Source organism: Microvirga sp. VF16 (assembly GCF_016864375.1).
Classification (GTDB): domain Bacteria; phylum Pseudomonadota; class Alphaproteobacteria; order Rhizobiales; family Beijerinckiaceae; genus Microvirga.
This window is the reverse complement of the sequence record NZ_CP069355.1, coordinates 66,209-92,152: the sequence shown is the minus strand read 5'-3', so window position 1 is coordinate 92,152 and position 25,944 is coordinate 66,209. Positions and strand designations below refer to the sequence as shown.

Genomic DNA, 25,944 nt, shown 5'->3' with positions numbered 1-25,944 from the left:
GGGAGGCGTCTGTGGCAACTCTTGCGCCGCCCAGCGCCACATTGAACCCCGCCGAAAAGGCGGGGGCTCCCGGCGCCGACATCACTCAGTCAGAGCGGAATCGATGCAACCCTGACGCTGGAGGGCGACCCGTCCTCGAAGTGTCTGATCTCGAGATATCGACGACCGGTCCCCGCGAGACGCCTTTGCTCGAAACTCTCTCGCTGGAGATCCGAGACGGCGAATTCTTTGCTCTGGTGGGAGAGAGCGGGAGCGGAAAGAGCCTGCTCTGCTCCGCGTTGATGGGCATCTTGCCGGCCAATCTGCGCGCCACGGGCGATGTATTGTTCGATGGCAAGCCACTGGCAAATGCCGACCGTAGCGCCCGCGCCATGATCTTCCAGCAGCCCAATCGATACCTCAATCCGGTGCGCACGATTGGGTTCCAATTGGCAGAAACTGTCGCGATCGTGTCCAACCTGCGGAAACGCGAGGCACGCGACCGCGCTGCATCCCTTCTCGACGCCGTGGGCATCGATGACCCGCGTGCGACACTGAAAAAATACCCGCACGAACTGTCCGGCGGAATGAACCAGCGAGTGATGATGGCGTTGGCGCTTGCTCGCCAGCCTCGGCTTCTCATTGCCGACGAGCCGACCTCCGCACTCGACGTGACAACGCAGAGGCAGATCATGGACCTGATCGAGCGGCTGCGAGATGACTGGAATATGGCGGTGCTTTTCGTCACCCACGATCTGGACCTCGCCGTCGAACGTTCCGACCGTATCGGCGTCATTTATGCCGGCCAGCTCGTCGAGATCGGCCCAACCCGCGCACTTGCCGGCCAGCCGAGGCATCCGTACACGAGAACCCTTTTTTCCGCCGTGCCCGCGATTTCGCTTGCTCCACCAAAGCTTGCCGCTCTCGCCGGAGGAGTGCCGGATCCTTCGCTAAGGGGCAACGGCTGTCACTTCGCCTCCCGCTGTTCGAGCGCGCTGGACAACTGCAAGCGGATCAGGCCGACGTTTGCTACCGACGTAAGTCACACGGCAGCATGTCATAACCTCGGGGGCTCTGATGCAACCTTTTGACCGCGAAAACGCATTTAACCGTGATGGCTGGCCCCTCCTGGATCTTAATGGTGTGGGGTTTGACTACCACCGCTCGGCAGCATCCGCTCGTCCCACACTGTGTGATGTCAGCTTTGCGGTGTCCAAGGGGCAAGCTGTCGGGCTGATCGGACAATCGGGAAGCGGCAAGAGCACGATCGCGAAACTTGTGCTCGGACTTGCAAGGCCAAGGCAAGGCACAATTTCCTTCGAGGGCGGACCGGTTACGCATCACGATCTGCAGTCGTTTCGGCGCCGGGTCCAGCCGATTTTCCAAAATCCGATGGACGCGTTGGATCCGCGGATGACGGTAGGCGACCAGTTGATGGAGCCTCTCCTCGTGAATTTCCGGCTGCCCCGTTCTGAGCGGATGGAACGGGTCGCGGCTGCGCTCGAAAGCGTTGGTCTCTCCATGGCAATCGCTGCAAAGCTTCCTCGGCACATCAGTGGCGGCCAGGCGCAGCGAGTGACGATCGCCCGGGCGCTGCTGGTGGAACCGGAGCTCCTGATCTGCGACGAACCGGTATCTGCGCTTGATATGACCGTACAGGCGCAAATCCTCAACCTGTTGAACGAGCTGCGTGAGCGGCGCGGCCTCAGCCTGCTGTTCATCAGCCACGACATCAGGGCGATATCTTATCTCTGCTCCGAAATCGTCGTGCTTCACCGCGGTCGGGTTGTGGAAAGCGGCCTGAGGGAAGACGTTCTTCTTCGCCCCGCTGCTGAATATACCCGCACGCTCCTCGCGTCGGTCCCCAGCAAGACGCAGCGCTCAGCGCCTGTTGCGGGCAGAGAATCGCTTTCCTCGGAAGGCCCAGAGAAAGCGGTGCTTCAATGAACCCTCATCTTCTGAACTTCGCCTGTATCAAGTTGGCGCGCGCTCTCCTGTCGATTGCTTTGATGGTGACCTGTGTATTCGTGCTGCTGCGCAGCATCGGCGATCCTGTGACGATCTTTCTCGGACCGGACGCCACGCCAGAGATGAAAGCCGCGTACGCTCACGAACTTGGCTTGGACAAGCCGATTTTCGAGCAGTATCTTGCCTACGTCGAAAGCGTTCTGACTGGAAGCTTCGGTTTATCCTACATCTATCGCCGCGATGCGTTGACCGTGGTGTTTGACCATGTTGGAGCAACGCTCGTCTTGATGTCTGCCGCTTTAGCATTGGCTGTAACAATCGGGCCGTCGGCGGGGATCATCGCCGCAGTTTACCGGCGTGGCTTTGTCGACCGCCTTGTCACGGTTCTCAGCTCCGGCGGCCTGTGTGTCCCGGCATTTTTCCTCGCTCTTGTATTGATGCTGATCTTCTCGATCGAGCTCAGGTTGTTGCCGACGAATGGAGCGGAAGGCTGGTCGAGCCTGATCCTGCCTGCCGTCACCGTGGCGGCCGCGAACGCGGCTGTTCTCGCGCGCTATACGCGCACGGCGCTGGCGGAGGCTCTCGATAGTCCTTTCGTCTTGGCGGCGAGAGCGCGCGACATCCCCTCATGGCGGATTCTGGTCCATCACGCCTTGCCCAACGCGGCGATACCGATCCTGACCGTGTTGGGATTGATGGTGGGCGGATTGGTGACCGGTTCGATCGTCGTCGAGACGGTATTCTCCTGGCCTGGCGTCGGGAACCTGTTCATCAGCTCGATCGGCAACAGGGACATCCCGGTGGTCCAGGCGATCGTCATTTTGGCTGGCGCGATGATGATCCTGGCCAATCTCGCCGTGGATATTTGCTACGTCGTCGTGGATCCGCGCGCGCGCAGGTCAGAGCATTGAATGGAGATCGAGATGACCGATTTGTCCCTCAGAACTGCCAGACTGCCGACCGAAGTTTCGTTGGTCTGGCGGTGGGCCGACCTTTCGGTGAAACTGTCAATCGTTTGGATCATAAGCTGCGTCCTCGTTGCAGTGCTCGCCCCATTGATCGCCCCATACGATCCTGCGGCGATCGCGCTTGATGCTCGTTTGCAGCCGCCGATTCTGTTGGGAGGCACCTGGAGCCATCCTCTCGGAACCGACGACCTTGGGCGGGACGTTCTGTCGCGGCTGATTTACTCGATCCAGATTACAGTCGCGGTGGCGGCGGCTGGCACGTTGATCAGTAGTTTGCTTGGAACGTTGTTGGGATTTCTCGCCGCCGAACTGGGAAGCGTGGTCGATGAATGCGTGACCGCTTTCGTCGATATGCAGGCTGCGATGCCGTTCATGATTGTGGCCCTGCTCATCATAGCGGTGTTCGGCAACTCGGTGTTTCTGTTCGTCTTCGTTCTCGGCCTTTACGGGTGGGAGCGCCACGCCCGAGTGGTAAGAGCAGCCGCGCTGACGGCCAGGAACCACCTCTATGTGACGGCCGCGCGAACCTACAACGCGTCGCGATTAAGGATCTATCTCAAGCACGTGCTGCCCTCTTGTCTGCCGACGATCGTTGCGGGCATGACGATCGGGCTCACGCAGATCATTTTGCTCGAGGGAACGCTGAGTTTCCTTGGCCTCGGAATTCAGCCTCCGATGTCGAGCCTCGGAAACATGGTTGGTTTCGGCCGAGGTTATCTAATGACGGCCTGGTGGATAGCCGTTCTCCCGGGTGTGGCGATCGCCTTGACCGCTCTTTCTCTGATGCTGCTTAGCGATTTCCTGCGAGACCACGGCTGGTCTCCAAACGATCAGAACAAACAATGAGGTGAAGGTGTGCCACAAGCCCAAACTGATCCGGCCGTTCAGGCGGTCGAGCGAAAGATCGCTCTTTATCGGCAGAAGAGAAACTATACCTGCGGACCGTCGTCGGTGATGATGGTGATGTCCGCGCTTGATCCGAATTTCGTGCCCAACGAAGTTTTCGAATTGGAGATTTGGCGAGAAGCCACGACCATCCATGCGGGCTGTGGTCCGCTCGGCCTGGCGCTGACTTTGAAACGGCGAGGATTGGCGGCGCACGCGCTTATCAGCCACGACCAAACTTTCCTGGAATCCCGTGCTGCAAACGACGTCCAGAAGGAGGCGGTGCGCATCCTTCAGGAGCGAGACCTGAAGGAGGCAGCGCAGACCGGCATCGTTGTCGCCCATCGCGACTACACGATCGATGACCTGGCTCGCTGGATGAACCAAGGCTGGTACCCCATCGTCATGCTCGGCATCGATTTCGAAGGAAAGAAAATCGCGCACTGGAGCGTAGTGACCGGCGTCACCGCCGAGACCGTCTCCTTCAACGACCCATTGAAGGAAGCAGACGCCCAAACCGACATGACGACAGTCGACCATGACGCCTTTCTGAAGATCTCCCAGTTTGGGCCGGATGAAGAGCGAGCCGTGGTCCTGGCCGGCAGCGCGGCATTGGCAATGCTGCCGCCGCCCTTCGAAGCAAGTGACGATCTACGCCCATCAAATTGAAGAAAAGAGACACATGACACACAAAAACACTGACGATCCTGTTGTCGGTGGTTTCGACCACCGGCGCGCACTTGAGATCCTGGCATCAGGTGGACCTGACGCCGTCAAGGCCTGCGCTGAAACGGTCCTTAACGGCCTTGGCGAGATTTCGGTCATCACCAATCGCACCGGCCTCGCCATGCTGCCGTACCAGGACACAGTGCGGGGAACAGCATTTCATCTCGGCGAGGTTCTTGTCGCCGAGGCGCATATCCGGGTGCCGGATCGTGGGGTGGAAGGTTACGGCGCAATCGTCGGCAGGGATCTCGAACATGCCATGGCGGTGGCTGTTATCGACGCTGCGATCGCTGCCAGCCACAATATCCTATCAATTGTCGAACTGCTGGATGCGGAATGTGCCCATCAGGAAGAGAGCGATCGGGAACGACTAAAGAAGGTCGAAGCAACCCGCGTCCAGATGGAGACATTCTGATGACAATCTCTCTGCTTCCGACGGCCGATGATAGCCGGACCAATGCCACGTTCGAGGAATTGATGTGGGCCTTGAGCCGCCCTGGCATCGTTCGAACCCTACCTTCCAACGGACGGGCGGCGATCGCAGAAAGCCTCCTCGATCGGGAATGCTCTTTCGCGGTTTCGGATGATCCGAACTTGGAGCAGGCTTTGCGCCAAACCAGTGCTCGTGCCGCTTCCCTACACGACGCGGACTATGTCTTCGCAACGATTGACAGCGCCAGAAAGGTGTCCGAACTCTCGATGTTGCGCGTTGGCACATTGTCGTATCCGGACGAGGCGGCCACCCTGTTCGCACCAGCTCGCTTCGGCTTCGGCGCCCGACTGTGGCTGACTGGCCCTGGGATCAAGGACAGCGTGACCATCGCGGTCGATGGCATCGATCCGTCCTTCTGGCAGGTGCGTTCTCACGCGATCCGCTATCCCCTCGGCTGGGATGTTTATCTCATCGACGGCGACCGCGCGATCGGTCTCCCTCGTTCAACAAAAGTCGAGATGCTCTGATGGCCTATGTAGCAACCAGGGGTGGCGAACACGCCATCGAACAATCAGAACGGCTGTTCCGAGACGATCTCGGGACCATCGACCTTGATCGGGTGACCGCAATCCGTAGCAGTCTCCCTTATCTGATCGATCGCATTATGGGAGAGGCGTCGCTCTACGAACCGGATCTGGCTGCCCTTGCCTTGGCGCAAGCCGGAGGAGACCAATACGAAGCGGTTCTGCTCCTGCGTGCCTACCGTACGACGCAGCCGCGGATCGGCTTCGCCGAGCCGGTTACGCAACCGGATCTCTTCACCCTTCGCCGTATCTCGGCGGCCTTCAAGGACATTCCAGGCGGCCAGATCCTCGGACCGACGCTTGATTATTCGCACCGCCTGCTGCAGGTCGGCGTTCTGAAGGGGAAAGCGTTCACACCGGAACCGGTGGTCCCAGCAGCGGAACCGGCGCCGGCGACGCAGCCATCGCTCACCGCATGGCAAAAAGCGCAGGGCCTCGTTAAGGATCACCCGATCGAGGAGGTTGTTCCGGACGACATTCCAGACATCACTCGTCAGCCTCTGCTGTTTCCCGTCAGCCGTGCTCACAAGCTGCAGAGTCTCGCCCGTGCTGATACCGGAGGTACGCTGGCGCTCGGCTACTCCACCATGCGCGGCTATGGCCCCGTTCATCCGACGGTCAACGAACTGCGACTCGCGGAAGCGCCGCTCCGGTTGCGGCATCCGCGGGGGACGATCTTCAGCGCCGGCCGTGTCCGTGTCAGCCAGGCGGAGATCATCTCCAAGTCGAAGAACCTCGAGCTCGGCTTCTCGGCTACCTTTGGCTGGAATGAGGTGAAAGTGATTGCTGCCGCATCGCTCGATCTTGCATCCAGTCAGCCCAATACGCATCCAGCCGTCACCGAGGAGTTCGTGCTTTATCATACCGAGCCGGTCGAAGGCTCCGGCTTCTGCCTCCACTTCAAACTTCCGCACTACGTTACCTTCCAGTCGACGCTTGACACGTACAGACGCGTGAGGGCGGATCGTGAAGCAGAGACGTCGAAAGTTCAGACCGAGGAGGAAATGGCATCGAAAGAGAAGGAGACCGCGCTGTGAGACTGAACGAGTTGACCAAGGAGTGGGCTGATTTCAACTACGGCTTTCTCGACGAGTCGGCCAAGCGAGAGCTCCGTCGTCGCATTCTGAAGGCCGTCGCGGTGCCAGGCTACCAAGTCCCCTATGCCAGTCGCGAAGTGCCGATGGCGCGTGGTTGGGGAACCGGCGGACTTCAGGTGACGCTGACGCTCCTGAAGCCGACTTCCGTCGTCAAGGTGATCGACCAGGGCGCGGACGACTCCGTCAATGCCTGCAGCATCCGCAAGTTCTTCGGTCGGGTCGGGGGTTGTGTCGAGACCCTCGATACTCAAGCAGCCACGATCATCCAGTCGCGTCACCGTATCCCGGAGGAAAAGCTGCGAGACGGCCAGATTTTGGTTCTCCAGGTGCCCAATCCGGAGCCGCTGCGGCCGGTTCAGCCGGATATGTCGGCCGCGAGAGTGATGCATGGCGACGCAGACTATAGTCAACTCTGGCTCATTCTTTACGAGCAACTGGTCAAGTTCGGCCGGATTATGAAGGCCGATCAGTATCCTAGTCTCGTCAACGGCCGGCACGTGATCACGCCTTCACCGATCCCGCGCTGGGACGTGTTGAAGCTGCACCAGGCGGAGCACCTGACCATTCTCTCCGCAGGCGGTGAAAAGCGGATCTACGCCGTACCGCCTTACACGGACGTCGATCCCCTCGTGTTCGACGACGTGCCTTACCGGGTCGAGGACCATCGGGACAAGACCTGCTACCGCAGCAAGGTCACCGGCTTCTTCATGAACGAGCTTCCACAGGAGGACGGTTCGTCAAAGTTTGAGCTTTCCGACAGCAATTTCGCCAGCAAGCACATCCGCAAGGCGGAAGGGCAAAAGGTCGAGATTGGGGAGACCTGGTACAAGAATGGGAGGATGGACTGATGACCAGCGTAACTATCGAGAACGCGGCGGGTATCAAGCATAAACCGCCACGGCTGATGCTGGCCGAACCCATGCTAACCATGCGCAGCATCACCCGCAGCTTCGGTGATGTCAGGGCACTCGGTGGCGTCGACGTCACGGTCTACCCCGGCGAAGTCCTCGGCATCGTCGGCGAATCCGGCTCCGGCAAGTCCACTCTGCTTCGGATGATGAACCTCGAGGATACACCTGATGCCGGAAGCTACCATCTGGCGCTGCCGGGCCAGGAGGAGCGCAATCTCTTCACGCTCGACCGCTTCGAGCGGCGGATGCTGCGGGCGCGCCACATCGGCATCGTCTATCAGAACCCGCATCTTGGCCTGCTGATGAACCATACGAGCAGCGGCAATGTCGCCGAACGCCTGCTGATCGCCGGAGAGCGCAACTTCGCCGAGCTGCGCGAACGCGCTCGCCAATCTCTTGATGCATCGGAGTTCCCAATCCAGCGCATGGACGCTACACCGCGCGAGCTTTCGGGTGGCATGCAGCAGCGCGTCCAGCTGGCCAAAGCGATCGCGCTCGAGCCCGCTGTGCTGCTGCTCGACGAGCCGACCACCGGCCTTGACGTCAGCGTGCAGGCGCTGGTGCTCGACACGCTGAAGCGGCTGCAGCGGGATCGCGCCATCACCATGGTTCTCGTCTCGCACGATCTCGGCGTCATTCGCACCATGGCAGATCGGGTCATGGTCATGCGCCGCGGCATGGTGGTTGAGCAGGGATTGGCTGACCAGATCTTCCAGGATCCGCAGCACGAATACACCCAGCAGCTCGTCCACGCCAAGCTTTGAGAAAAGATATCGAAATGAACATTCACGTTAGCGCTCGCAGAGCCGGAGCACCGGTGCTGCGTGTCGAGAGGCTTTCTAAACAATTCGAAATGCATCACCTCAGGCGCACGCTCTTTGCCTTCGAGAACATCGATTTCGAACTTGGTGAAGGGGAGTTCATCCTGCTGAAAGGCGAAAACGGCGCCGGCAAATCGACGCTGCTGCGCACGCTCTACCGCTCCTACGTGCCGCGCGCCGGCCATGCCTATTACCACACGCGGGAGGGCGTGATCGATCTGGCCGCGGCGGCCGATGTCGATATCGCCGTGCTGCGGCGCCGGGAAATCGGTTTCGTGACGCAGTTTCTGAATGCGCGCCCTCGCGTTCCGGCGGAAGAGGTCGTCGCCGAGCCTCTCCGGCTCGCCGGCACACCGCATGCTGAGGCTCTTGTCGAGGCCCGCCGCTGGCTTGCCGCCTTCGGGGTCAAACGCCAGCTCTGGCCGGCCTATCCCTCCACCTTCTCCGGTGGCGAGCAGCAGAAGGTCAACCTGGCGCGTGCGCTGATCCTACCGCAGCGTCTGCTGCTCCTCGACGAACCGACCGCCTCCCTCGACCACGCCGCCCGGCAGGCGCTCGTCGAACGCCTGGCCGAGCTGAAAGCGTCCGGCGTCGCGATGATCGGCGTCTTCCATCACCCGGAAGACGTAGCCGGGCTGATCGACCGGGAAATCCACCTGAAGGCCATCAAGATCGAGGACGGGGCGAACCATGTGGCTGAGTAATTTCGAGATCGTCTTGAAGGACCGTGTCATCGAGCGAGGCGCGGTCAGGATCGAGGGCGGATTGATCGCCGACATTCGGGAAACGCCGATCGCGGATGCCGATGTCGAAGGCGGCGGCAGGCTGCTGCTCCCCGGCTTCGTCGACATGCATGGCGACATGATCGAGAAGGAGGTCGAGCCGCGCGCCAATGCCCGCATGCCGCTCGAACTTGGCATTTACGACCTCGACAAGAAACTTGCCTCCTGCGGCGTGACGACCGCCTATGCAGCGCTTGCCTTTACACCGGCAACCTACGGTCATGTCCGCTCGGTCGAACAGACGAGCGCCATGATCGAGGCGCTGGCCGCCATGCACGCCGAGCTGCTGATCGACCACCGTGTGCATGCGCGCTTCGAGGTGACATTCCCGTCCGCGCTCACCGTGGCAGAAAAGTTGATGGATACCGGCGCGCTTCGGCTGATCTCGCTGATGGACCACACACCCGGTCAAGGCCAATATCGAGATATCGAGATCCATGTCGCCAACACGGCGAAGGCCTACAAGATTGAAACGGCGCGAGCCGCCGAGCTCGTCAAGCAGCGCATTGCTGACCGCGCCGCGCATGGCGACGCGATGCATATCGTCACCGGCCTGGCTGAGCTGGCGAGCACCCGTGGTATTGCCATAGCGTCCCATGACGACGACACCGTCGAGAAGGTGGCACTGATGCACAGTCTCGGGGCCGCGATCAGTGAGTTTCCGATCAACCTTGGAGCGGCGAAAGAGGCAAAGCGGCTCGGGCTTGCGATCGCCATGGGCGCTCCTAACGCGGTTAGAGGTCTGTCCTATTCCGGGAACCTGTCGGCTCGCGAAGCCTATGCGGCCGGTGTCCTCGATATTCTCGCCAGCGACTATCATCCATCGGCGATCCTGCCGGCGGTGATTGCGCTCGGTGACATTGGCGAAGGCGGTCTTGCCAGCTCGGTCGCCTTGGCGAGCCGAAACCCGGCGAATGCGCTCGGGCTTGACGACCGCGGTCAGATCGCCGAGGGGCTGCGCGCCGACCTTGTGATCGCTGAACGTGGCCGCATGCCGCGCCTGCGCGCCGCGCTTCGCGGCGGCCGGTTGGTCTGGTCGGACGGAACGCTCACCGTGGGAGAGAAGTCTGTCGGAACACATCCGGCTCAAGGGAGTGCTGGGGGTTCGTTAAATGAGGCTGGCAGGACAATCCAACCTCACCGCAATATGGCGGATCGTGAGGTTCCATACCGCCCAGTGCCGGTTCGTCAGTGACTTGACAGGTGGAGCGATCAGGTGAGTAGCACCGAACGATCCGAGGCGGAACAGGTCGCTGCAGTGTTTCCCGGTCCGGATGACGAGCCACGCTACGCGATCTATTACAGCCCGCCGGCCGGGCATCCGTTAACCCGAGCCGCCGTTCATTGGCTGGGACGAGACGCCTTCCGGACTGCTCGCGGCAGCCTTGCTCCGGAGATCCACGACGAGGCACGGTCCGTCACGACGGAACCCCGCCGTTACGGCTTCCACGCGACCCTGAAGGCGCCGTTTCGTCTCGCTGCCGGCCGACACATCGACGAGCTCGAAGAAACCCTGTCCCGCTTTGCCGCGGCCTGTCGGCCGTGCCCGATCGGTCGGTTTCGGATTGATCTGATCAGCGGCTTCTTTGCCCTCGTTCCGGTCAAGCCGCTGCCGATGCTGCGCGCGTTTGCCTCGACCATCGTTGACGCCTTCGATCCGTTTCGGGCACCCTTGAACGAAACAGAATTGCAGAGACGCCTGAGCCATCGTCTCGATGATATCGAGACCACGCATCTGGTGCGGTGGGGCTATCCTTATGTGTTCGACCGTTTCCGCTTCCATATGACGCTGACCGACAAGCTCCCGTCTGGGATGCAATCGAGGGTGCGGCACCGGCTCGATAAGCTGTTCGGGGCGCTGACGACGGACGATTATGCCATCGATGCCCTGACGCTGTTCGAGCAGGCGCGGCCCGGGGCCGATTTCGTCGTCCGCTCCCGTTTTGAATTGAAACGGGGAGCGTAGCATCATGACGAACCCTGGTTTCAGCGGCCAGCTCGTCCTGGTAGTCGGGCCGAGCGGTGCCGGCAAGGACACCCTGATCGACTACGCGAAGGAGCGTCTCCAGCATGACGATCGGATTCGCTTCGTCCGCCGCGTCATCACCCGCCCGGCTTCGGTCGGGGAGGACCATGACCCTGTCGACCTCGCCGAATTCCGGAAACAGGTCGAGAGCGAAGCCTTTGCCCTCTATTGGGAGGCACATGGGCTCCATTACGGCCTTCCCAACATCATCGACGACTGGCTTGCCCAAGGCCATGTAGTCGTCGCTAACGGCTCGCGCGCCATCCTCCCCGAAGCACGTCGCCGCTATGCCACGCTTCAGGTCATCAGCATCGCGGCCTCGCCAACCGTCCTGGCACAACGACTGGAGAGGCGCGGACGGGAGAGGCATGAGTCTCGAAAAGCCCGCCTGGCGAGAAGCGACAAGATTGACGTCAATCTAGATGATGCGCTGGCGATCGACAATTCTGGCGAACTCTCCTTTGCTGGCAACCAGCTTGTCGAGGTTCTTCAGCGCTCATTGCCGGCGGATCCTGATTCTGATGGGGCCGTCTAATCGCGGGCCACTTTGCAAGCTTTTTCGCGATACCTCACCCACATGGGCCCTCGACCGGGGCCGAGGCAACACTGAGCAGAGTCGTGGTCGCAGCCTGTCTTTTGGCGCGCCGCGTGAGCGTCTGCCGGGAGCAGGGTCGTCTTCACGGTCGACAACCGTCTCAGCACGATCGAGCTTCGCGAAAGGAGCCTTCCCATGTGGACGACGCACTCGGCTGTATCAGCAGTGCATCCCATCAAGCGGAATGGCTCGGCCCACATCCCGGCAGGGACATCTCAGCGCGCTCTGAGATTGAACGCGATTCTCAAACGATCAAGCTGCAGCACCGACGCTATGGTCGAAGAAGGTGCCGGTCTTGAGCATCGCATGCATGATAACGACGTGTTGGACAATAGTGCAAAGTTCGGCCTGTCTCAGGTGGACCTGAGAAGCCGGGATCAACCCGGAAGATCACCCGAACAATATCATCGGCCACCTCGATGCGCTTGACGAGGGTACAGATAATGTCGCGCTTCGTCGTACAATCCGCAGCCCCGAGCCGCTCGTGCACCATCGTGGCAAACAGGTCCAGCTTACCAATGACGAGGTGCAGCGAGCGGACCTGCTCATCGGCCTCCTGTTGAGCCTTGGCTTCGGCTTCCAGCCGGGCTGTCCGGCGGCGCAATGCGGTCAGGCGCGGCTCGAATTCGGGCTTTTCGATCAGTCCCTCCGTGTAGCTGTCGATCAGCCGCTCGAGCGCGCGGCGGGCCTTGGCCCGTTGACGGTCAAGGGCATCGAGTTCGAGCCGATGCGGCGTGGCCTGCACGGTGTCCAGGCGCCGCTGATACTCGGCGATCACCTGTGCCGGATCGTCGAGCAGCCGGCAGATTTCGTCCCACACTGCCTCGTCAAGCAACTCCGTGGCGACCAGCCGAGCATCGCACCGGAATGCACCGTGGAAGCGGCTGCGGTCGGTGCCGCAACAGCGATAGTAGCGCCACTGCCCGCGATGGTGATGGCCGGTGAACCCATAACCGCACTTCTCGCAGACCAGTAGGCCGCGCAGCAGATACTGAACGCCCGCAAGCCGCTGGCGACTGCGTCTGCGGTTCTCCTCCAACTGCTCGGCGACACTCGCAAAGAGTTCTTCGCCAACAATCGCCGGCACCGCGATGCTGATGTGCCGCTCAGTCGGGGCGAGCACTTGCCGCCAGGACCGCCGCGGCAGGCCATCGTGGCCGCGCGGCGGATGAAGCGGCGGCCGCCACGGCACGCTCTAGCATCGACCATAAAGCGCCTGTCCCGCATAGGCAGGATCGAGCAGCATGCTATGGATCATCGCCCGGCTCCAGTGTGGCCGCTCAGTCGGATTTGGAAGCCCGCTGTCGTGCAGGCGCCGGCAGACTCCCGCCAGCATCGAGCGCTCGTGCCCAACCCAGGTGACAATCTGGCGCACGATTTGTGCGGCCTCCTCGTCAATCTCCTAGCGTGCGTCTCCCCGCCAGCCTCACGCGTGATGTAGCGGTAGCCGAAGGGCGTTGGCTGGGTTTGGAGTAGGCCTGAGCTTCGATCGCAAACGCGCTTCAGTCGCCGCAAGCGATTCTCAGTTAACCAAAATGGCTGGGAAGAGGACTTCTCGAACCTGACCCGCGTCGATAGCTAACCCGAAACTGCGAGATCACGGGCTCTCACACCAAGAAGTCTGTTCCTGTTCCAAAAGAGGGAGTTTCAGCCCAGGATGTTCAGCGACATCGACGGCGCTGCTCGCGGAGATTGCACTAGCCGCCGCCCGGGCGAAAGGCGGCGAGCGTTACGACCAGTTTCTTGAAGTGCTCGGCTGCCGCCTGGCACAGGGACCAAAACCCCGGCAGGAGGTGTCCGAAGAGATGGACTTTTGAGCGTATTGAGTACTAACGCTCGCGTGATGGCAGTTCTGCGGTACAGAGGTTTACCCTTCCGCGATTCCGCCCTCGATATAGGTCGTATCTCCGACGCGAACGCGCCGTAGAACCTGCCTGAAACTACCAAGCCTTGCTTCGAAGGTTTCGCTGCAGATGTGGGGAGCCTTCGGTTGACGTTCCAGAACTTCATATAGGACGCGTCCGCTCATGCTTTGCGGCTGCGCAATCCCGAGAAGGTGCAGCATCGTCGGAGCCAAATCGCAGATGCCGGACGGAACCGATGAGACGGCGCCTCGAGCCGGAAAGGCCGAGCCGGCAACGATGCCGAGGGCAGCCAGTTCGTTCGGATGTAGGCCGCCATGCACGCCGAGGCCCGTGCGGCCGTCGTTGTCGTAGAAGGTGCCGCCGATGAGGCCGAAGGGATCGATGCCGTCATCCGCGCGGAAGCAGAAGGAGACGTCCGGGGCGCAGGCGTGATCGGCGAAAACGAGGTGATGGCCGAGACTGCCGGGAGCGATGCCCTCGGCCTCGTTCTTTGTGCGGGTGAAGACCGGCCCGCACCATGGCTCGTGAGTGATCGCAGCGACGAGCCTAGCGACCTGGTTGTCGGTTGGATCGGCGAGATATAGCGCGCCGACTTGCCCCGGCACGACTACGACATCGACATCAGACGCAGGCGCGATGCCTGGCCGGAAGCCCGCTTCACGCAGGCTGTCGGCCACGGAGACGCGGGTGTGGCCGGTGATGTGACCGTGATCCGAGATCGCCATGATCTGCACGCCGGCGGCGGCGCCCTCGGCTTCCCACCAGTCGAGCACGCGGCCGAACTGGCGATCACAGTGGGCGATGATGCCGCGTGTCGCGTCAGCCCCTGTGCCATGGAAGTGCGAGGTGATGTCCGGCTCGCCGTAGGAGAGGATCGTGACGTCCGGCCAGTAGTTCGGCCACACCACCTCAAGGAAAGCCGAGGTGATCCAGTCCTGCCCAGCCGTATCGGGTTCGGTCTTCGGCGGCTCTGGCGGCAGCGGACCCAGGCGGGCCTCGGTTTCCGCCAGCACCTCATCAGGTGTGCAGGCTTCGCGGAAATGGCCCGAGAGGCGGATATGCCCGAAATCTTCTGCCTTATGATGGAAGAACCGGGTGGTGCCGGGCGTGTTGGTCGCCAGAACGGCAAGGCGGCGCCCGGCCGAGGCGAGGATTTCGCCAAGCGTGGGTGCCGACATCAACCGCCCGCGGCTCTCGAGGTCGAGCTGGCGCAGGAGAACCGCGTCGGCCGTGTCGATGTAGCGCTGCGGCGTGACGGACCGGTCGATGTACTTGTTGCCGACCATGCCATGCCGGCTGGTCGTGGTACCCGTCACAAGGCTCGGAAAGGCCGAACGGGTTTCGCTGGGATAGATCGTGCGGTGACCGGACAGCGTCATGCCTGCATTTTGGAGCCGGGCGAGGTTGGGCGTCAGGTTCCTGTCGATGAGGTCCGGGCGTAACCCGTCGAAGCTGACGATGAGAAATCGCATGATATTTGTGTCCTGGCGAAGTTCGGTTGGGGCGCAATGTCTGTAGCGTTCTGTCAGTCGCAAATCAGCAGCTCGCGCGGCAACGTCCAGCAAGCATCGGCTGACTGGGCGCCGATCGTGAACTGGTCCTCCAACATGAATGCCCCGAGGCCGCGAATATACCAGGGCAACTCATAGGCCAGCGCCATGTTGGGTTCGATCTCCGTCGTTTCATCCGCCGCGATGAAGGGCCATTCCTCGACGAATACTGAAGCACCGAGGCCGTGCCCAAAATGGCCTCGGCAATACATGTCAAAGCCTTGGGCATGCATGGACTTCATTGCAGTCTCATGCACCTCGCGTAAAGGGATCCCAGGGCGGAGGCGTGCTAAGCCGGATTAAGGCGTTGCGGAGGGCATCGTAAATTGCCCGCTGATCTGCACTCGGTCGGCCGAGCACGGCAGTGCGTGCGCAATCAGACGTATAGCCATCAATGACGCAGCCGAGATCAAGGCGGATGACATCCCCTTTTTGTGCTGGTCGGCCTTTCCCGGTTGCACCAGGTCCGATCGTAATGGCGCCGTTCGCGAGGACCGAGCCATCATGCCCGAGTTCGGCCGCACGCTGTGCTGCGGCGATGCGGAAAACTGCGAACAGGTCGTCGGCGGTGCAACCGGGCCGGATGCGGGCGATGGCAGCCGTAGTGCCGGCCTCGGCGGATTGAGCAGCGAGTTTCAGTCGGTCGATTTCCTCGGTGGACTTGATCATTCGCAAGCGGCTGACGAGTCGCGACGCATCGGACCAGCGCACATTGGGGCAGGCCTCGATGAAATTTGCCGCATCTGAAAGCGGCAGAAAGGCATGCTCCGTCCCGAGCCGTGCCGTTGAGAGCCCACATCGTGCCAAGGCATCCGCGAGAAGCGCGAAGGTTTGTTTGCGGTTAAAGGTCGCTGGCCTCGCGCGCACCTGTTCGGGCGGACGAGCGGCCGAAAGACGCTCGATGAGGTGTCCGGCGGGGATCTTTGCGATGTCGATGAGATCGACCCAGACAGGAAATGTCATGATGTCATCGATTCCTGAAGCAGCTCGAAACTCTTCAACGTAGAAATCGCCGATGATCGCGGTGATTGGCTCCTCCGCATCTGCAGGCACTATCAGGAACGCTGCGCCTGCCTGTCGCCAGTCGGCGGCGCTGCCCGGGCGCGCGCCCGCGCCATAGGTGATTGATTCGGGTTGGATCAGTACGATTCCGTCTAATCCTTCCTGCTGCATGAGAGCTTGTGCGCGCTGGCGGTCAAGTGGGCGAAGATAAGCCATGAGGTTTCCTGTCGAGAGAGCGACGGGGCGCTGCTGACCATCGGGTGTTACTAAAACTGCTGCTGTTTCAGACAGAGCGGATTGCTTGACGATACGCTCTGTCTAGGTTCAACGTCGTGACGTGTTGTTGGCAATTACCCTAGGACTTTGCGAATGGTACGCAGCCAGTTGCCTCCGAGGATCGCTGAAATCTGGTCTCGTGAGTAACCACGATCCATAAGCGTCGAGGTGATATTGGACAAACCGGTGATGCTTTCGACGCCTTGAGGATATTTCAGATTGAAGAAGTCGTGGTTTGTCCCGAAGACGTCCGGCCTGAGCGTCCGCCAGCGTATGGACTCAGGCGGCTGCACCTTTGAATCGATATATCCGTCGCTGTAGTCGAGGCCGAGTCCGCAGATTTCGATTCCAAACTTCGAGACGAGGTAGTCGGCGTGGTCGATCAGGTCCGAGACTGTGGCCTGGCTCTTGCGGACCGTGCTCGGCAGGCAGCAAAGTCCCGCCATGCCTCCCTTTTTGACAACGGCCTGCAGTTCCTCGTCCTTCACGTTGCGATCGTTGGGCGTAACCGCATAGGCATTGGCATGGGTGAAGGTTGGGTTCCTTGCCAATTCTATGGCCTGACGCCGCGACTCGTGCCCAGTATGGGACAGGTCGAGAAACATCGGAAGCTCGTTGACGGCAGCGATGAATTCCTGTCCGAGGAAGCTCAGTCCCGCATCGCGGATCTCACCGCAACCCGCCGCGAGCTTGTTGGACTGTGAATAGGTCAAACCCACGAACCGCAGTCCAAGGCGAAACAGAAGCGATACCCGCCAGAGCTGGTCGTCGATCATCGAGGCGCCCTGCGTACCCGGGATGACCGCCAGTTTCCCCGCGGCCCGCGCTCGCTCGATATCCGCGCTATTCGAGGCGAGATGAAGCAGCGGACTGTCATCAATCTTCTTCAGGTACTTCTCCCAGAGCTTCAGCGTGCCATCCCAATCGAGCTCAGCCGCAAAGGTTACGTTTGTGGCGTTCACTCCCGCATCGAGGCAGGTTTGGGCATAGGCTTCGTCCAGAACGTACTCGTTCGACAGGCAGTCGAACACAAAGCAGTCTCTGGTCAGCGCAACGGCATCGTCGCGAATTGACGTCATTTCTCGGTTGTCCTTTTTCATTAGGATTACGTTGCCGATCGGGGGCGAGGAGAATGCGTGAGAACGTCGCCATCCGAAGAGCGATGCGTTTAGTCCGCGACGCGTGCGACGCCGGCGTGCAGCCAGTTAACGAGACTGACGCTGTCCCAAACCGGCAGGCCTGTCGCTGCCTGGATGTGGGCCGAATATGGACCGACATTTGTGCATTCAGCGACAAAGCCGGCAATTTCGGAATCGGCATCGGCCAATGCCTTGCAAAGTGCAGCTATCTCCCGAGCCGCAGCAGGGACTTCGAGCGGCTCGGCGCCAGGAGCGTCGAGAATCGCGCGGCGGAAGGCGGGCGCTTCCTGAAGATTGATTTTACGGATGCGGCCGAGTTGCTCTGCCGTTACGCCCGTCGCGGCGAGATGTCGGTCGGTCAGGCTGCGGCCCCGTGCGGCCAGCACGCCGATCCTGCGCCGCCCCCCGAGCAATGCCAGGACTGAAGGGATCTGCACTAGGCTGGAGGCGGCGAAGGGAACGGGTAGCTTCTCGGCCAGCCGCTCCTGCAGAAGCGCGGCGTAGCCGCAGGTTGTGGTAATCGCAGCAACGCCCTGGTCGACTAGCCGCATGCAGCTATCATAAAGCGGCGTAAATAGATCTCCTGTTTGCTCGACGGAAAGGGCAGGCATATTGTTGACGCCATGCACTACGTCATACAGCACGGGGAAGGCAAAGGAACGCGGATTGCCAAGATCGCCGACCGGACGGGGAAACCGGCGGTCCATGATGGCGATGCCGATGCTCACGCCGTAAATGCGCTTGCCGGGACGAAGAAGGGCGGTCGGATCAGACTGACCGTGGTCTTGTTTCATTTTGACTTCTTTCTGGATTGCGATTGACGAAAGGACGAGGACCGTTCTGCTCCGGCGTCACTCTGGGCTCTTGTCCAAACGATCGCGCAGCCAATCGCCTAGCAGACTGACGGAGAGTGTCGTCATGACGATGAGCGCTGCCGGCGCAAACATGATCCAGGGTGCGCGCGTCATATATTCCCGGCTATAGCCGACCATATTCCCGAGGCTCGTCATCGGCGGCTGAACGCCGAGGCCGAGAAAGGACAGGCTGCTTTCCATCAGGATGATTTCTGGAAAGGTCAGCGTCATCGAAACGATCAGCGTCGAGGAGATATTCGGCAGAATGTGGCGCAGATAGACCCGTAATGGACTTGCGCCCGTCTGACGAACGGCGTTGGCGTAGCCCTGCGCGCTGGCGGCGATCGCTAGCCCGCGCGCGATGCGGACATAGCGCTCCCAGCCATAAAGGCCCATCAGGCCGATGAACAGCGGCAGCGCATTGCCGAAAAAGGCAAGCACGGAGAGTGAAAGGATCAGGAAAGGCATCGCCGCCTGAAAATCGGCGAGCATCAGAATGCATTGCTCGACGCGACCGCGAAAGTGAGCGGCAGCAAAACCCATGGCCGTGCCAAAGCAGGCCGAGATCAATGTTGCGCCAACGGCGACGAGAATTGAAATGCGCACGGAGACGATCAACCGGGACAGGATATCGCGTCCGAGTTCGTCCGTTCCGAGCCAATGTTGCGGACTGAACGGCAGAGCCAACCGGTTGCGCAGATCGAAAGCGGTGTACTTGTACGGCGCGATGATGTCTGCGCTTAGCGCGACGAGGACAACGAGAACGATCCAGATCGCGCTGATAGTGACAGTCAGCGGTATCCGACGGTATCCCGCGTTCTTTTTCTTCTTCGCTGTCGTTGCGTTTGTTTTCGCGATGTTTTGCATCACGTTCATTTTCACTGTCCTCCGGTTTCAGGTGCGCTGCTCAGGCGCGGATCGAGGAAACCGTACAGGAAATCCACGACGAGATTGGACAGGACCATTGTGAGCGCCACCAGCAGGAGAATGCATTGCACGACGGCCAGATCGCGTCCCGCCACGGAAACCACCAACAGGTTGCCGACGCCCGGCCAGGAAAACACGCTTTCGACCACTACTGAACCCGCGATCAGATTGCCGACCATGAAGCCGATGATGGTGACAGTCGGAATGGCGGCATTCGGCAAGGCGTGTCCGCGCACAACTGCGGCCCAGGGGATGCCCTTGGCGCAGGCCGTGCGGATATAGGGCTGTCCCAGCACCTCCAGCATCGCGCTGCGGACGAAGCGGGCGAGGACGGCAGCTCCACCGATGCCGAGGGTGATGACCGGCAGCAGGAGATGCTGCCAGCCGCCCGTGCCACCGGTCGGCAGCCACCCGAGCCAGATCGACAGGGCTTGAACCAGCACGAGGCCGAGGACGAAACTGGGTACGGTATAGCCCGCAACCGCGGTGACCATCACGGAACGGTCGACGGCGCTGTTCCGGTGCAAGGCGGCATAGATGCCGGCCGGAATGCCGATCCCCAGCTTCAGCAGGAGCGCGGGCAGGGTCAATGCCAACGTTGCCGGAATCCGTCCCAGCACAAGGTCGAGCGCGGGGCCGCCTCCCCGCATCGACCGGCCGAGCTCACCATGAAAGATCGCTGCGAAGTAGTGGAAATATTGCACCCAGAGCGGGTCGTCGAGACCCCACTCACGGCGAAAGGCGGCCATTGCCTCGGGTGAAGCGTCCTCACCCATGATGCTATGCGCCGGATCGCCCGAAAGTCTCAGCACGATGAAAGCGAATGTGACGACCAGCGCGACTGTCAGAAGGGCTCGCAAAAGTCGAATGGCGACGAAACGCAACATTAGTTTTCGCCCTTCATGCTGAGCGGGTTGGCGTGGGCGGCATGGCAAGCGACCTTTCGTCCGTCCGGCAGTGTTGCCAGCGGCGGACAAACGCTTGCGCATACAGGTCGCGCCACGGGGCAGCGAGGATGGAACGTGCAGCCCGACGGGCGTGCGGCGGGATTGGGTGGCTCGCCCTTGAGAAGAATACGCTGACGGGTCCGACGGCCGGCAGCCGGCACCGCCGAAACCAGCGCTTCGGTATAGGGATGGGCGGGTTGCGAGAGCAGAAGATTCGTCTCGCCATATTCGACGATGCGACCGAGATACATCACCGCCATATCGTGGCTGACATGGCGCACCACTTTCAGATCGTGACTGATGAACAGAAGACTGAGGCCGAGATCCTGTTGGAGGTCCATGAGAAGATTGACGACCTGGGCCTGGATCGAAACGTCGAGGGCCGAGACGGGCTCGTCACAGACAAGCAATAACGGTTCCGTGACCAGCGCGCGGGCCAGCACGGCGCGCTGACGCTGCCCACCCGACAGCTCATGCGGGAGGCTGGAAGCGTGGCTGGCGTTCAGACCCACCGCGTCGAGTATCGCCAGCGCCTTTTGCCTTCGTTCCGATACCGATCCGACATCATGAACGTCGAGCGGTCCCTGGACCTGATCGACGATCGCAAGCCGGCGATCCAGCGCGGCCAAGGGATCCTGGTAGATCATCTGCATCTGCGCGCGCATACGGCGCCAGGGCAGGGTATCGACCGGCGGCAGGTCAGCGCCGCGGAAGATCACGCGCCCGCCGTTCGGCCGTTCGAGGCCGAGCGCGATCCGTCCTGTAGTCGATTTGCCCGAACCGGATTCGCCGACCAGCGCCAACGTCCGCCCTTCTGTTACCGACAGCGATACATCATCGACCGCACGGATCGGAATCTTGTGTCCGAAGAGGCCCCGCCGCATCGCATAGCTGCGAGAAACGCCATGCAATTCAAGAATGTTATCCGTCATGCCGGAATGCTTTTCAGTTCAGATGCCGCAACAGCGTCAATTCCATTGCTGGTTATGCACGCGGAGAACCACCTATCCCCAATTTGCTCAAGGGGAGGCACAACCGTTTCACAGGCCGCCCGCCGTTGCGGGCATCGGGGAGCAAAGGGACAGCCGGGAGGCATGTTCGTAGGCTCCGGCACCTGACCCTCAATGGGGATGAGCCGTCGCAATGCGCCTTCGAACGGCGGCAATGCCGCAAGCAATCCCTGTGTATAGGGATGCCGCGGCCTCTCAAAGATCGTCCCCGATGGAGCCGTCTCGACAATCCGACCGCCATACATCACGACAATGCGCTCGCAGGTTTCGGAGACGACGCCCAGATCGTGGCTGATGAGAACGAGCGCCATGCCCGTCTCCCGCCGGATCGCCGTTAGTAGGTCCAATATCTGTGCCTGGATTGTGGCGTCGAGCGCGGTCGTCGGCTCGTCGGCGACCAGCATGTCCGGATCGCCGGCAAGCGCCATGGCAATCATGACCCGCTGGTTCTGGCCGCCGGACAGTTCATGCGGATAGGCGTCGAGCCGTCGGCCTGCGTCCGGCAGGCCAACGAGTTCGAATAGGCGTCTGGCCTCAGCCCGGATGGCCGCGCCCGAGAGACCCCGGTGCCGGGCGAGAACCTCGCCGACCTGTCGGCCGACCCGAATGACGGGATTGAGCGCGCTTGACGGGTCCTGGAAGATCATCGCCACGCGGCCGCCCCTAACCCAGTCGAGGCGCGTGGCAGCCGCTCCCAGCAGCTCCGTACTGCCCAGCCGGACGCTTCCGGACACGGTCGCGGTGCGTGGCAGCAGGCCGAGAGCGGCTAGCCAGGTGACCGATTTGCCACTGCCCGATTCACCAACGACGCCCAACGCCTCGCCCGGGGCAATCGCGAGATCGATCCCGCGAAGAACGCGGACGCCGCTGAAATCGACCGTCAGATCTTCGATCGTCAGAAGCGGCGAGGCCGAACCTTCCGGAGAAGCAGGTACTGGCGTGTAGCCGGCGAGATTTTGCATAGCTTCCTTCCGTGGACCGGCTGTCGAGGTGACGGTTGTCATTTTCGCGCATAAGCGGGATTGAAGGGACCGAAGTTCAGATCGAGTGTCTGCCCTGGCTCCCACGCGATGTCCTTGCGCTTGCCATAGAACTGGCCCGAACCGTGCAGGACAACACAGGATGGATCGTCCTGGCCGATAATCTCCAGCATCCTACGGAGGATCGGCCGCCGCGCCTGTGGATCGGCCGTGTCCTTGAGCTTTGCGCCAAGGCTGAAGTACTCCTCGTTGGCCCAGATCCCTATCTTGGGCAAGGTGCCTTTCGGCCCGAATTCGCGCCATGCATGAGCGAGCGGATCCGGGAAGATGGCGGTCGACGAACTGTCGTAAATCGCATGAACCGGCTTGGTCTGGATCTGTGCGAAATTCTCCATCATCTGAATTTCGACATTCATACCGACCGCCCGCCACATCTCGATCATGACCTGTGCGCCGGCGACTTGATTGGGATAATAATTGTTCAGCAACTTATAGGTGATGGTTTCGCCCTTGTAGCCGCTTTCGTCGAGGAGTTTGCGCGCCAGATCCGGATCGTAGGCAAGGGCAGGGAAATCTTCGAGATAGGCTTCACCGAAGCTCGGGAACTGGAAGCCGTTGGGAATTGGGAGCCTGTCCTGCCAGAGCGCCTGGACGAAAGCCTTGCGGTCAAGCGCAAGGCTGAGCGCGCGGCGGATGCCGACCTTTGCGAGAACCGGGCTCGTTTTATCGACAGCCAGATAGCGAATATTCTGAACCGCTCCGCCCGCAACCTCGAGCTGCGGATGCTTCTCAATTTCAGCAAACATATCCGGCGAAATGTCGGTGGCGAAATCCACCTCTCCGGCCATTAGCGCATTCATCCGCGAGGCCAGTTCCGGAATGACCCGGAACTGGATGCCGGCAAAAGGCGGCAAGCCACCCCAATACGCGTCATGCGAGGCCAGTTGAACAGCGACATCGAGGGTCTGGCTGACAATCCGGTAAGGACCAGTTCCCACCGGCGCAGCCGTCCAGGCCTCCCAGGAACCCGCTGCGTCGAAAGCCTGCTTGCTAACGATTTCCGAGCCCCACGACGCCAGTCGCTTTTCGAGCAAAGGGTCTTCGCCCTTGGCATGAACGATTACGGTGTGGCTGTCGATGACCTCGACCCGGTCGATCGTATCCAGGGTTTGCATCGCCGTGGATTTACCGGCCATACCGGGGCCGAGCAAATGCTCGGGGCTGAGGCTGAAGGCGGCATCGTCCGCGGTCAATGGGCCGCCATTGTGGAAGGTCACGCCCTTGCGCAGATAAAGGCGGAGCGCCTTTCCGCTCACGCGTTCCCACCGTTCTGCCAAGGCCGGGCGCAGTGCCATGGCCGGGGTCTGGTCGAAAGCGATCAGCGTGTCGAACATTTGTGGCACGATGCGCCGCGTCGCCGTATGAACGTAGAGGACCGGTTCCACTGCGGGCGGGAAGCCGGACATGCCGATCCTGAGCGTGCGCCGGTTCGCCGCCTGCGCGGCGGCGAAACGCACACCGGTCATGGCCAACAGACCGCAGGCGGCACCAGCAGTCATCAACTTGCGTCTTGTAAAAGTCAGATCGTGCATGCGCGGCTCCTGTTGTGGTGCTTGGCGGGCCACCACGGCTCCATCGGTTTAGGCATCTAGATTGTTTCTGCGCCGTGTTTCGCTTGATGTGCGCCCGTGTCGGTCGGGACTAGTCGCCCGTTTTTGCTACAGGTTGATGACGTACATCGAATAATGCGATAACGAACGCCGAATTCTCGATGAATTCCAGATAAGTTGAGGCGAGGAATCGTGGCTGAGGAAAAGGATCTGTCTCTGAATGCGGTGCGGGCCTTCGTGCAGGTTGCGCGCGACAGCAGTGTCACTCGAGCCTCGAAGGCGCTCGGCATCACGCAGAGTTCTGTGAGCCGTCACCTGGCGGTTCTCGAAGATTATTTCGGGGCAAAGCTCCTTGAACGGCGCGGCCGCCAAAGCCGGCTGACCGATTTCGGGCGGCTGTTCGCCGATGCGGTGGCCGAACCGCTCGACACGATCCTGTTCACGGCAAAGCGCATGCGCCGCAATGACCGCAAGGACGCCAACCACCTCGTCGTGCGGACGTCGCTGTCGACCTTTGCCTATACCGTGCTCATCCCCAACCTGCGCGATTTCTCGCAGGAAATGGGTGGCGTCACCGTCGATGTCATCAGCTCTTTGTCGGCCCCGAACGGAACCGACAATTTCGATGTGTTGCTGACCCGCGACCTGACGCTGACCGAGCCGGCGGATCGCTGGGATGTCTACGATGAACAACTCGTCTGCGTCGGTGCGCCGGACTGTGTGGCCGGCCGCGGCCTCGACGCCTTGCGGACGACGCCGGTGATCGCCGTCACGTCGCGCCCTGACATTCTGCCAACCTGGCTGCGCGGGATGGACCTGAAGACGTCGGAAATCAAAACCGGCGCGCGCTATGATCACCACTATCTGGCCCTGCCGGCGGTCACGACCGGCCAGACCCTGCTCGTGACGCCGCACATTGTCGTCGCAGACCTGATCAAACAGGGCCTGTTGCAAGTGCTTCCCGGCTCGCGGGCGCCGAGCGGGATGCAATACCGTGCCTATGCGGTGGATCGGGGCGGCAATCCGGACATTGCCCGTGCGTTCTGCCGCTGGCTCACCCGGCTCTGCCGGAAGACGATGGAGGACGAATCTGGTGGCCGTTAGCCTGCGGCTTTGGAAATTTATCGCAAAACGCGATCATTATACCCGCTTTGCGCGATACCAAGACTGGCAAGCGGCCGGTGACTCGTTTAGTGCCGGGCGAAAATTCGGTTCTGCGAGGATCTTCCATTGTCGTTACTTGCCAAACGGCTCCAGTCCGTCCGCCCATCCCAGACCAAGGCCATGACCGCCAAGGCAGCCACCTTGCGCGAGCAGGGGATTGACATTGTCACGCTGAGCCAGGGGGAGCCGGATTTCGGGACACCTGAGGGGATCCGGAAGGCCGGCATCGCTGCCATCCTTGAAGGCAGGACGCGCTATACACCGGTCGCTGGGGTCAAGCCGCTGCGCGAGGCGATCCGGCAGAAGCTCCTCCGCGACAATGGGCTCGATTACGACATCGATCAGGTCACCGTGGGTTGCGGTGCCAAGCAGGTGGTGTTCAACGCACTTTTCGCCAGCCTCGATCCCGGGGACGAAGTCATCGTGCCGACGCCATGTTGGGTTTCCTATCCGGATATGGTGAGGTTGGCTGGAGGCGAGCCGGTGCTCGTCGCCTGCCAGGAGCCATGCGGGTTCAAGTTAAAGCCGCAGGATCTGGAGGCGGCAATCACGCCGCGCACCAAGTGGCTGATGCTGAACTCGCCCAACAACCCGACCGGCGCGGTCTATTCCAAGGCCGATCTCACCACCTTGGCCGAAGTTCTGCGCCGGCATCCGCAGGTCCATGTGCTGGCGGACGATATCTATGAGAAGCTCGTTTACGACGTGCCTTTCGCCACGATGGCCGAAGCCGCCCCTGACTTCATCGACCGGACCCTGACGGTCAATGGCGTGTCCAAATCCAGCGCCATGACCGGCTGGCGTCTGGGGTATAATGGCAGTCCCTTCTGACCTGCTGGCGGAGG

Annotated in this window: 25 protein-coding genes and 2 pseudogenes; 16 read left to right on the top strand and 11 right to left on the bottom strand. The window is 61.2% G+C overall.

Annotated elements, in window-relative coordinates:
- Positions 1-11: 11 nt before the first annotated feature.
- Genes JO965_RS25950 through phnN form a run of 14 tightly spaced genes read left to right on the top strand, consistent with a single transcriptional unit; the run spans position 12 to position 11,715 of the window.
- Positions 12-1,070, top strand: a complete 1,059-nt coding sequence (locus JO965_RS25950) for an ABC transporter ATP-binding protein (RefSeq protein WP_246776997.1) — start codon at positions 12-14, stop codon at positions 1,068-1,070.
- A complete protein-coding gene (locus tag JO965_RS25945; protein ID WP_203445007.1) occupies positions 1,057-1,926 on the top strand; it encodes an ABC transporter ATP-binding protein in 870 nt (289 codons plus the stop codon). The genes JO965_RS25950 and JO965_RS25945 overlap by 14 nt, the downstream gene beginning before the upstream one ends.
- A complete protein-coding gene (locus tag JO965_RS25940; protein WP_203445006.1) occupies positions 1,923-2,858 on the top strand; it encodes an ABC transporter permease in 936 nt (311 codons plus the stop codon). The genes JO965_RS25945 and JO965_RS25940 overlap by 4 nt, the downstream gene beginning before the upstream one ends.
- Positions 2,859-2,870: 12 nt before the next feature.
- Positions 2,871-3,761 (top strand): ABC transporter permease, encoded by an 891-nt coding sequence (locus tag JO965_RS25935; protein ID WP_203445005.1) that lies wholly within the window; start codon positions 2,871-2,873, stop codon positions 3,759-3,761.
- A 9-nt stretch (positions 3,762-3,770) separates the two neighbouring features.
- Entirely contained in the window at positions 3,771-4,469 is a 699-nt protein-coding gene (locus JO965_RS25930) for a peptidase C39 family protein (protein ID WP_203445004.1), read from the top strand.
- Entirely contained in the window at positions 4,444-4,941 is a 498-nt protein-coding gene (locus JO965_RS25925; RefSeq protein ID WP_246776995.1) for a phosphonate C-P lyase system protein PhnG, read from the top strand. The genes JO965_RS25930 and JO965_RS25925 overlap by 26 nt, the downstream gene beginning before the upstream one ends.
- On the top strand, positions 4,941-5,486 hold the full coding sequence (gene phnH, locus JO965_RS25920) for a phosphonate C-P lyase system protein PhnH (protein ID WP_203445003.1): 546 nt from the start codon (positions 4,941-4,943) through the stop codon (positions 5,484-5,486). The genes JO965_RS25925 and phnH overlap by 1 nt, the downstream gene beginning before the upstream one ends.
- Positions 5,486-6,580 (top strand): carbon-phosphorus lyase complex subunit PhnI, encoded by a 1,095-nt coding sequence (locus JO965_RS25915; protein WP_203445002.1) that lies wholly within the window; start codon positions 5,486-5,488, stop codon positions 6,578-6,580. The genes phnH and JO965_RS25915 overlap by 1 nt, the downstream gene beginning before the upstream one ends.
- Entirely contained in the window at positions 6,577-7,488 is a 912-nt protein-coding gene (locus JO965_RS25910) for an alpha-D-ribose 1-methylphosphonate 5-phosphate C-P-lyase PhnJ (protein WP_203445001.1), read from the top strand. The genes JO965_RS25915 and JO965_RS25910 overlap by 4 nt, the downstream gene beginning before the upstream one ends.
- Positions 7,488-8,315, top strand: a complete 828-nt coding sequence (locus JO965_RS25905) for an ATP-binding cassette domain-containing protein (RefSeq protein WP_246776994.1) — start codon at positions 7,488-7,490, stop codon at positions 8,313-8,315. Before JO965_RS25910 ends, JO965_RS25905 begins: the two co-directional genes overlap by 1 nt.
- 14 nt (positions 8,316-8,329) lie before the next feature.
- Positions 8,330-9,076 (top strand): phosphonate C-P lyase system protein PhnL, encoded by a 747-nt coding sequence (locus JO965_RS25900; protein ID WP_203445000.1) that lies wholly within the window; start codon positions 8,330-8,332, stop codon positions 9,074-9,076.
- Entirely contained in the window at positions 9,063-10,349 is a 1,287-nt protein-coding gene (locus tag JO965_RS25895; protein ID WP_203444999.1) for an alpha-D-ribose 1-methylphosphonate 5-triphosphate diphosphatase, read from the top strand. The genes JO965_RS25900 and JO965_RS25895 overlap by 14 nt, the downstream gene beginning before the upstream one ends.
- 21 nt (positions 10,350-10,370) lie before the next feature.
- Complete coding sequence (locus JO965_RS25890) at positions 10,371-11,120, top strand: DUF1045 domain-containing protein (protein WP_246776993.1); 750 nt, start codon at positions 10,371-10,373, stop codon at positions 11,118-11,120.
- A 4-nt stretch (positions 11,121-11,124) separates the two neighbouring features.
- Positions 11,125-11,715 (top strand): phosphonate metabolism protein/1,5-bisphosphokinase (PRPP-forming) PhnN, encoded by a 591-nt coding sequence (phnN, locus tag JO965_RS25885; protein ID WP_203444998.1) that lies wholly within the window; start codon positions 11,125-11,127, stop codon positions 11,713-11,715.
- A gap of 331 nt (positions 11,716-12,046) precedes the next feature.
- Here phnN and JO965_RS25880 read toward each other — a convergent pair whose 3' ends face one another.
- From JO965_RS25880 to JO965_RS25825, 11 genes and pseudogenes are all read right to left on the bottom strand, one after another.
- The gene (locus tag JO965_RS25880) at positions 12,047-12,967 is read right to left on the bottom strand and encodes a zinc ribbon domain-containing protein (protein WP_203444997.1); all 921 of its coding nucleotides are present in this window, start codon (positions 12,965-12,967) and stop codon (positions 12,047-12,049) included.
- Positions 12,968-12,970: 3 nt separating this feature from the next.
- Positions 12,971-13,150, bottom strand: coding sequence for a recombinase family protein (locus tag JO965_RS25875; RefSeq protein ID WP_246776992.1), 180 nt, complete (start codon positions 13,148-13,150; stop codon positions 12,971-12,973).
- 492 nt (positions 13,151-13,642) lie between these two features.
- Positions 13,643-15,112, bottom strand: coding sequence for an alkaline phosphatase family protein (locus JO965_RS25870; protein WP_203444996.1), 1,470 nt, complete (start codon positions 15,110-15,112; stop codon positions 13,643-13,645).
- Positions 15,113-15,165: 53 nt separating this feature from the next.
- Positions 15,166-16,363 (bottom strand): annotated as a pseudogene (locus tag JO965_RS25860) (M24 family metallopeptidase).
- 179 nt (positions 16,364-16,542) lie between these two features.
- Positions 16,543-17,547, bottom strand: a complete 1,005-nt coding sequence (locus JO965_RS25855; protein ID WP_203444993.1) for a membrane dipeptidase — start codon at positions 17,545-17,547, stop codon at positions 16,543-16,545.
- An 89-nt stretch (positions 17,548-17,636) separates the two neighbouring features.
- On the bottom strand, positions 17,637-18,401 hold the full coding sequence (locus tag JO965_RS25850) for a hypothetical protein (RefSeq protein WP_203444992.1): 765 nt from the start codon (positions 18,399-18,401) through the stop codon (positions 17,637-17,639).
- 57 nt (positions 18,402-18,458) lie between these two features.
- Positions 18,459-19,328, bottom strand: a complete 870-nt coding sequence (locus tag JO965_RS25845) for an ABC transporter permease (protein WP_203445470.1) — start codon at positions 19,326-19,328, stop codon at positions 18,459-18,461.
- An 11-nt stretch (positions 19,329-19,339) separates the two neighbouring features.
- Positions 19,340-20,275 carry an ABC transporter permease gene (locus JO965_RS25840; RefSeq protein WP_203444991.1) on the bottom strand — a complete coding sequence of 312 codons (936 nt, stop codon included), beginning with the start codon at positions 20,273-20,275 and terminating at the stop codon, positions 19,340-19,342.
- Positions 20,275-21,267 carry an ABC transporter ATP-binding protein gene (locus JO965_RS25835; RefSeq protein ID WP_203444990.1) on the bottom strand — a complete coding sequence of 331 codons (993 nt, stop codon included), beginning with the start codon at positions 21,265-21,267 and terminating at the stop codon, positions 20,275-20,277. The genes JO965_RS25840 and JO965_RS25835 overlap by 1 nt, the downstream gene beginning before the upstream one ends.
- Positions 21,264-22,307 (bottom strand): ABC transporter ATP-binding protein, encoded by a 1,044-nt coding sequence (locus tag JO965_RS25830; protein WP_203444989.1) that lies wholly within the window; start codon positions 22,305-22,307, stop codon positions 21,264-21,266. The genes JO965_RS25835 and JO965_RS25830 overlap by 4 nt, the downstream gene beginning before the upstream one ends.
- Positions 22,308-22,345: 38 nt before the next feature.
- Complete coding sequence (locus tag JO965_RS25825) at positions 22,346-23,917, bottom strand: ABC transporter substrate-binding protein (RefSeq protein ID WP_203444988.1); 1,572 nt, start codon at positions 23,915-23,917, stop codon at positions 22,346-22,348.
- A 210-nt stretch (positions 23,918-24,127) separates the two neighbouring features.
- Here JO965_RS25825 and JO965_RS25820 point away from each other — a divergent pair, with 210 nt between their 5' ends.
- Positions 24,128-25,039: a LysR family transcriptional regulator gene (locus tag JO965_RS25820; RefSeq protein WP_203444987.1), complete on the top strand. Its 912-nt coding sequence runs from the start codon at positions 24,128-24,130 to the stop codon at positions 25,037-25,039.
- A gap of 180 nt (positions 25,040-25,219) precedes the next feature.
- Positions 25,220-25,924 (top strand): annotated as a pseudogene (locus JO965_RS25815) (aminotransferase class I/II-fold pyridoxal phosphate-dependent enzyme); the annotation flags it as partial.
- Between the last annotated feature and the right edge of the window lie 20 nt (positions 25,925-25,944).

Excerpts from the sequence above, each read along its gene's own strand:
- JO965_RS25945 (WP_203445007.1), top strand. The coding sequence starts at position 1,057 with ATGCAACCTTTTGACCGCGAAAACGCATTTAACCGTGATGGCTGGCCC.
- JO965_RS25940 (WP_203445006.1), top strand. The coding sequence starts at position 1,923 with ATGAACCCTCATCTTCTGAACTTCGCCTGTATCAAGTTGGCGCGCGCT.
- JO965_RS25935 (WP_203445005.1), top strand. The coding sequence starts at position 2,871 with ATGACCGATTTGTCCCTCAGAACTGCCAGACTGCCGACCGAAGTTTCG.
- phnH (WP_203445003.1), top strand. The coding sequence starts at position 4,941 with ATGACAATCTCTCTGCTTCCGACGGCCGATGATAGCCGGACCAATGCC.
- JO965_RS25915 (WP_203445002.1), top strand. The coding sequence starts at position 5,486 with ATGGCCTATGTAGCAACCAGGGGTGGCGAACACGCCATCGAACAATCA.
- JO965_RS25905 (WP_246776994.1), top strand. The coding sequence starts at position 7,488 with ATGACCAGCGTAACTATCGAGAACGCGGCGGGTATCAAGCATAAACCG.
- JO965_RS25900 (WP_203445000.1), top strand. The coding sequence starts at position 8,330 with ATGAACATTCACGTTAGCGCTCGCAGAGCCGGAGCACCGGTGCTGCGT.
- JO965_RS25895 (WP_203444999.1), top strand. The coding sequence starts at position 9,063 with ATGTGGCTGAGTAATTTCGAGATCGTCTTGAAGGACCGTGTCATCGAG.
- phnN (WP_203444998.1), top strand. The coding sequence starts at position 11,125 with ATGACGAACCCTGGTTTCAGCGGCCAGCTCGTCCTGGTAGTCGGGCCG.
- JO965_RS25870 (WP_203444996.1), bottom strand. The coding sequence starts at position 15,112 with ATGCGATTTCTCATCGTCAGCTTCGACGGGTTACGCCCGGACCTCATC.
- JO965_RS25855 (WP_203444993.1), bottom strand. The coding sequence starts at position 17,547 with ATGACGTCAATTCGCGACGATGCCGTTGCGCTGACCAGAGACTGCTTT.
- JO965_RS25850 (WP_203444992.1), bottom strand. The coding sequence starts at position 18,401 with ATGAAACAAGACCACGGTCAGTCTGATCCGACCGCCCTTCTTCGTCCC.
- JO965_RS25845 (WP_203445470.1), bottom strand. The coding sequence starts at position 19,328 with ATGCAAAACATCGCGAAAACAAACGCAACGACAGCGAAGAAGAAAAAG.
- JO965_RS25840 (WP_203444991.1), bottom strand. The coding sequence starts at position 20,275 with ATGTTGCGTTTCGTCGCCATTCGACTTTTGCGAGCCCTTCTGACAGTC.
- JO965_RS25835 (WP_203444990.1), bottom strand. The coding sequence starts at position 21,267 with ATGACGGATAACATTCTTGAATTGCATGGCGTTTCTCGCAGCTATGCG.
- JO965_RS25830 (WP_203444989.1), bottom strand. The coding sequence starts at position 22,307 with ATGCAAAATCTCGCCGGCTACACGCCAGTACCTGCTTCTCCGGAAGGT.
- JO965_RS25825 (WP_203444988.1), bottom strand. The coding sequence starts at position 23,917 with ATGCACGATCTGACTTTTACAAGACGCAAGTTGATGACTGCTGGTGCC.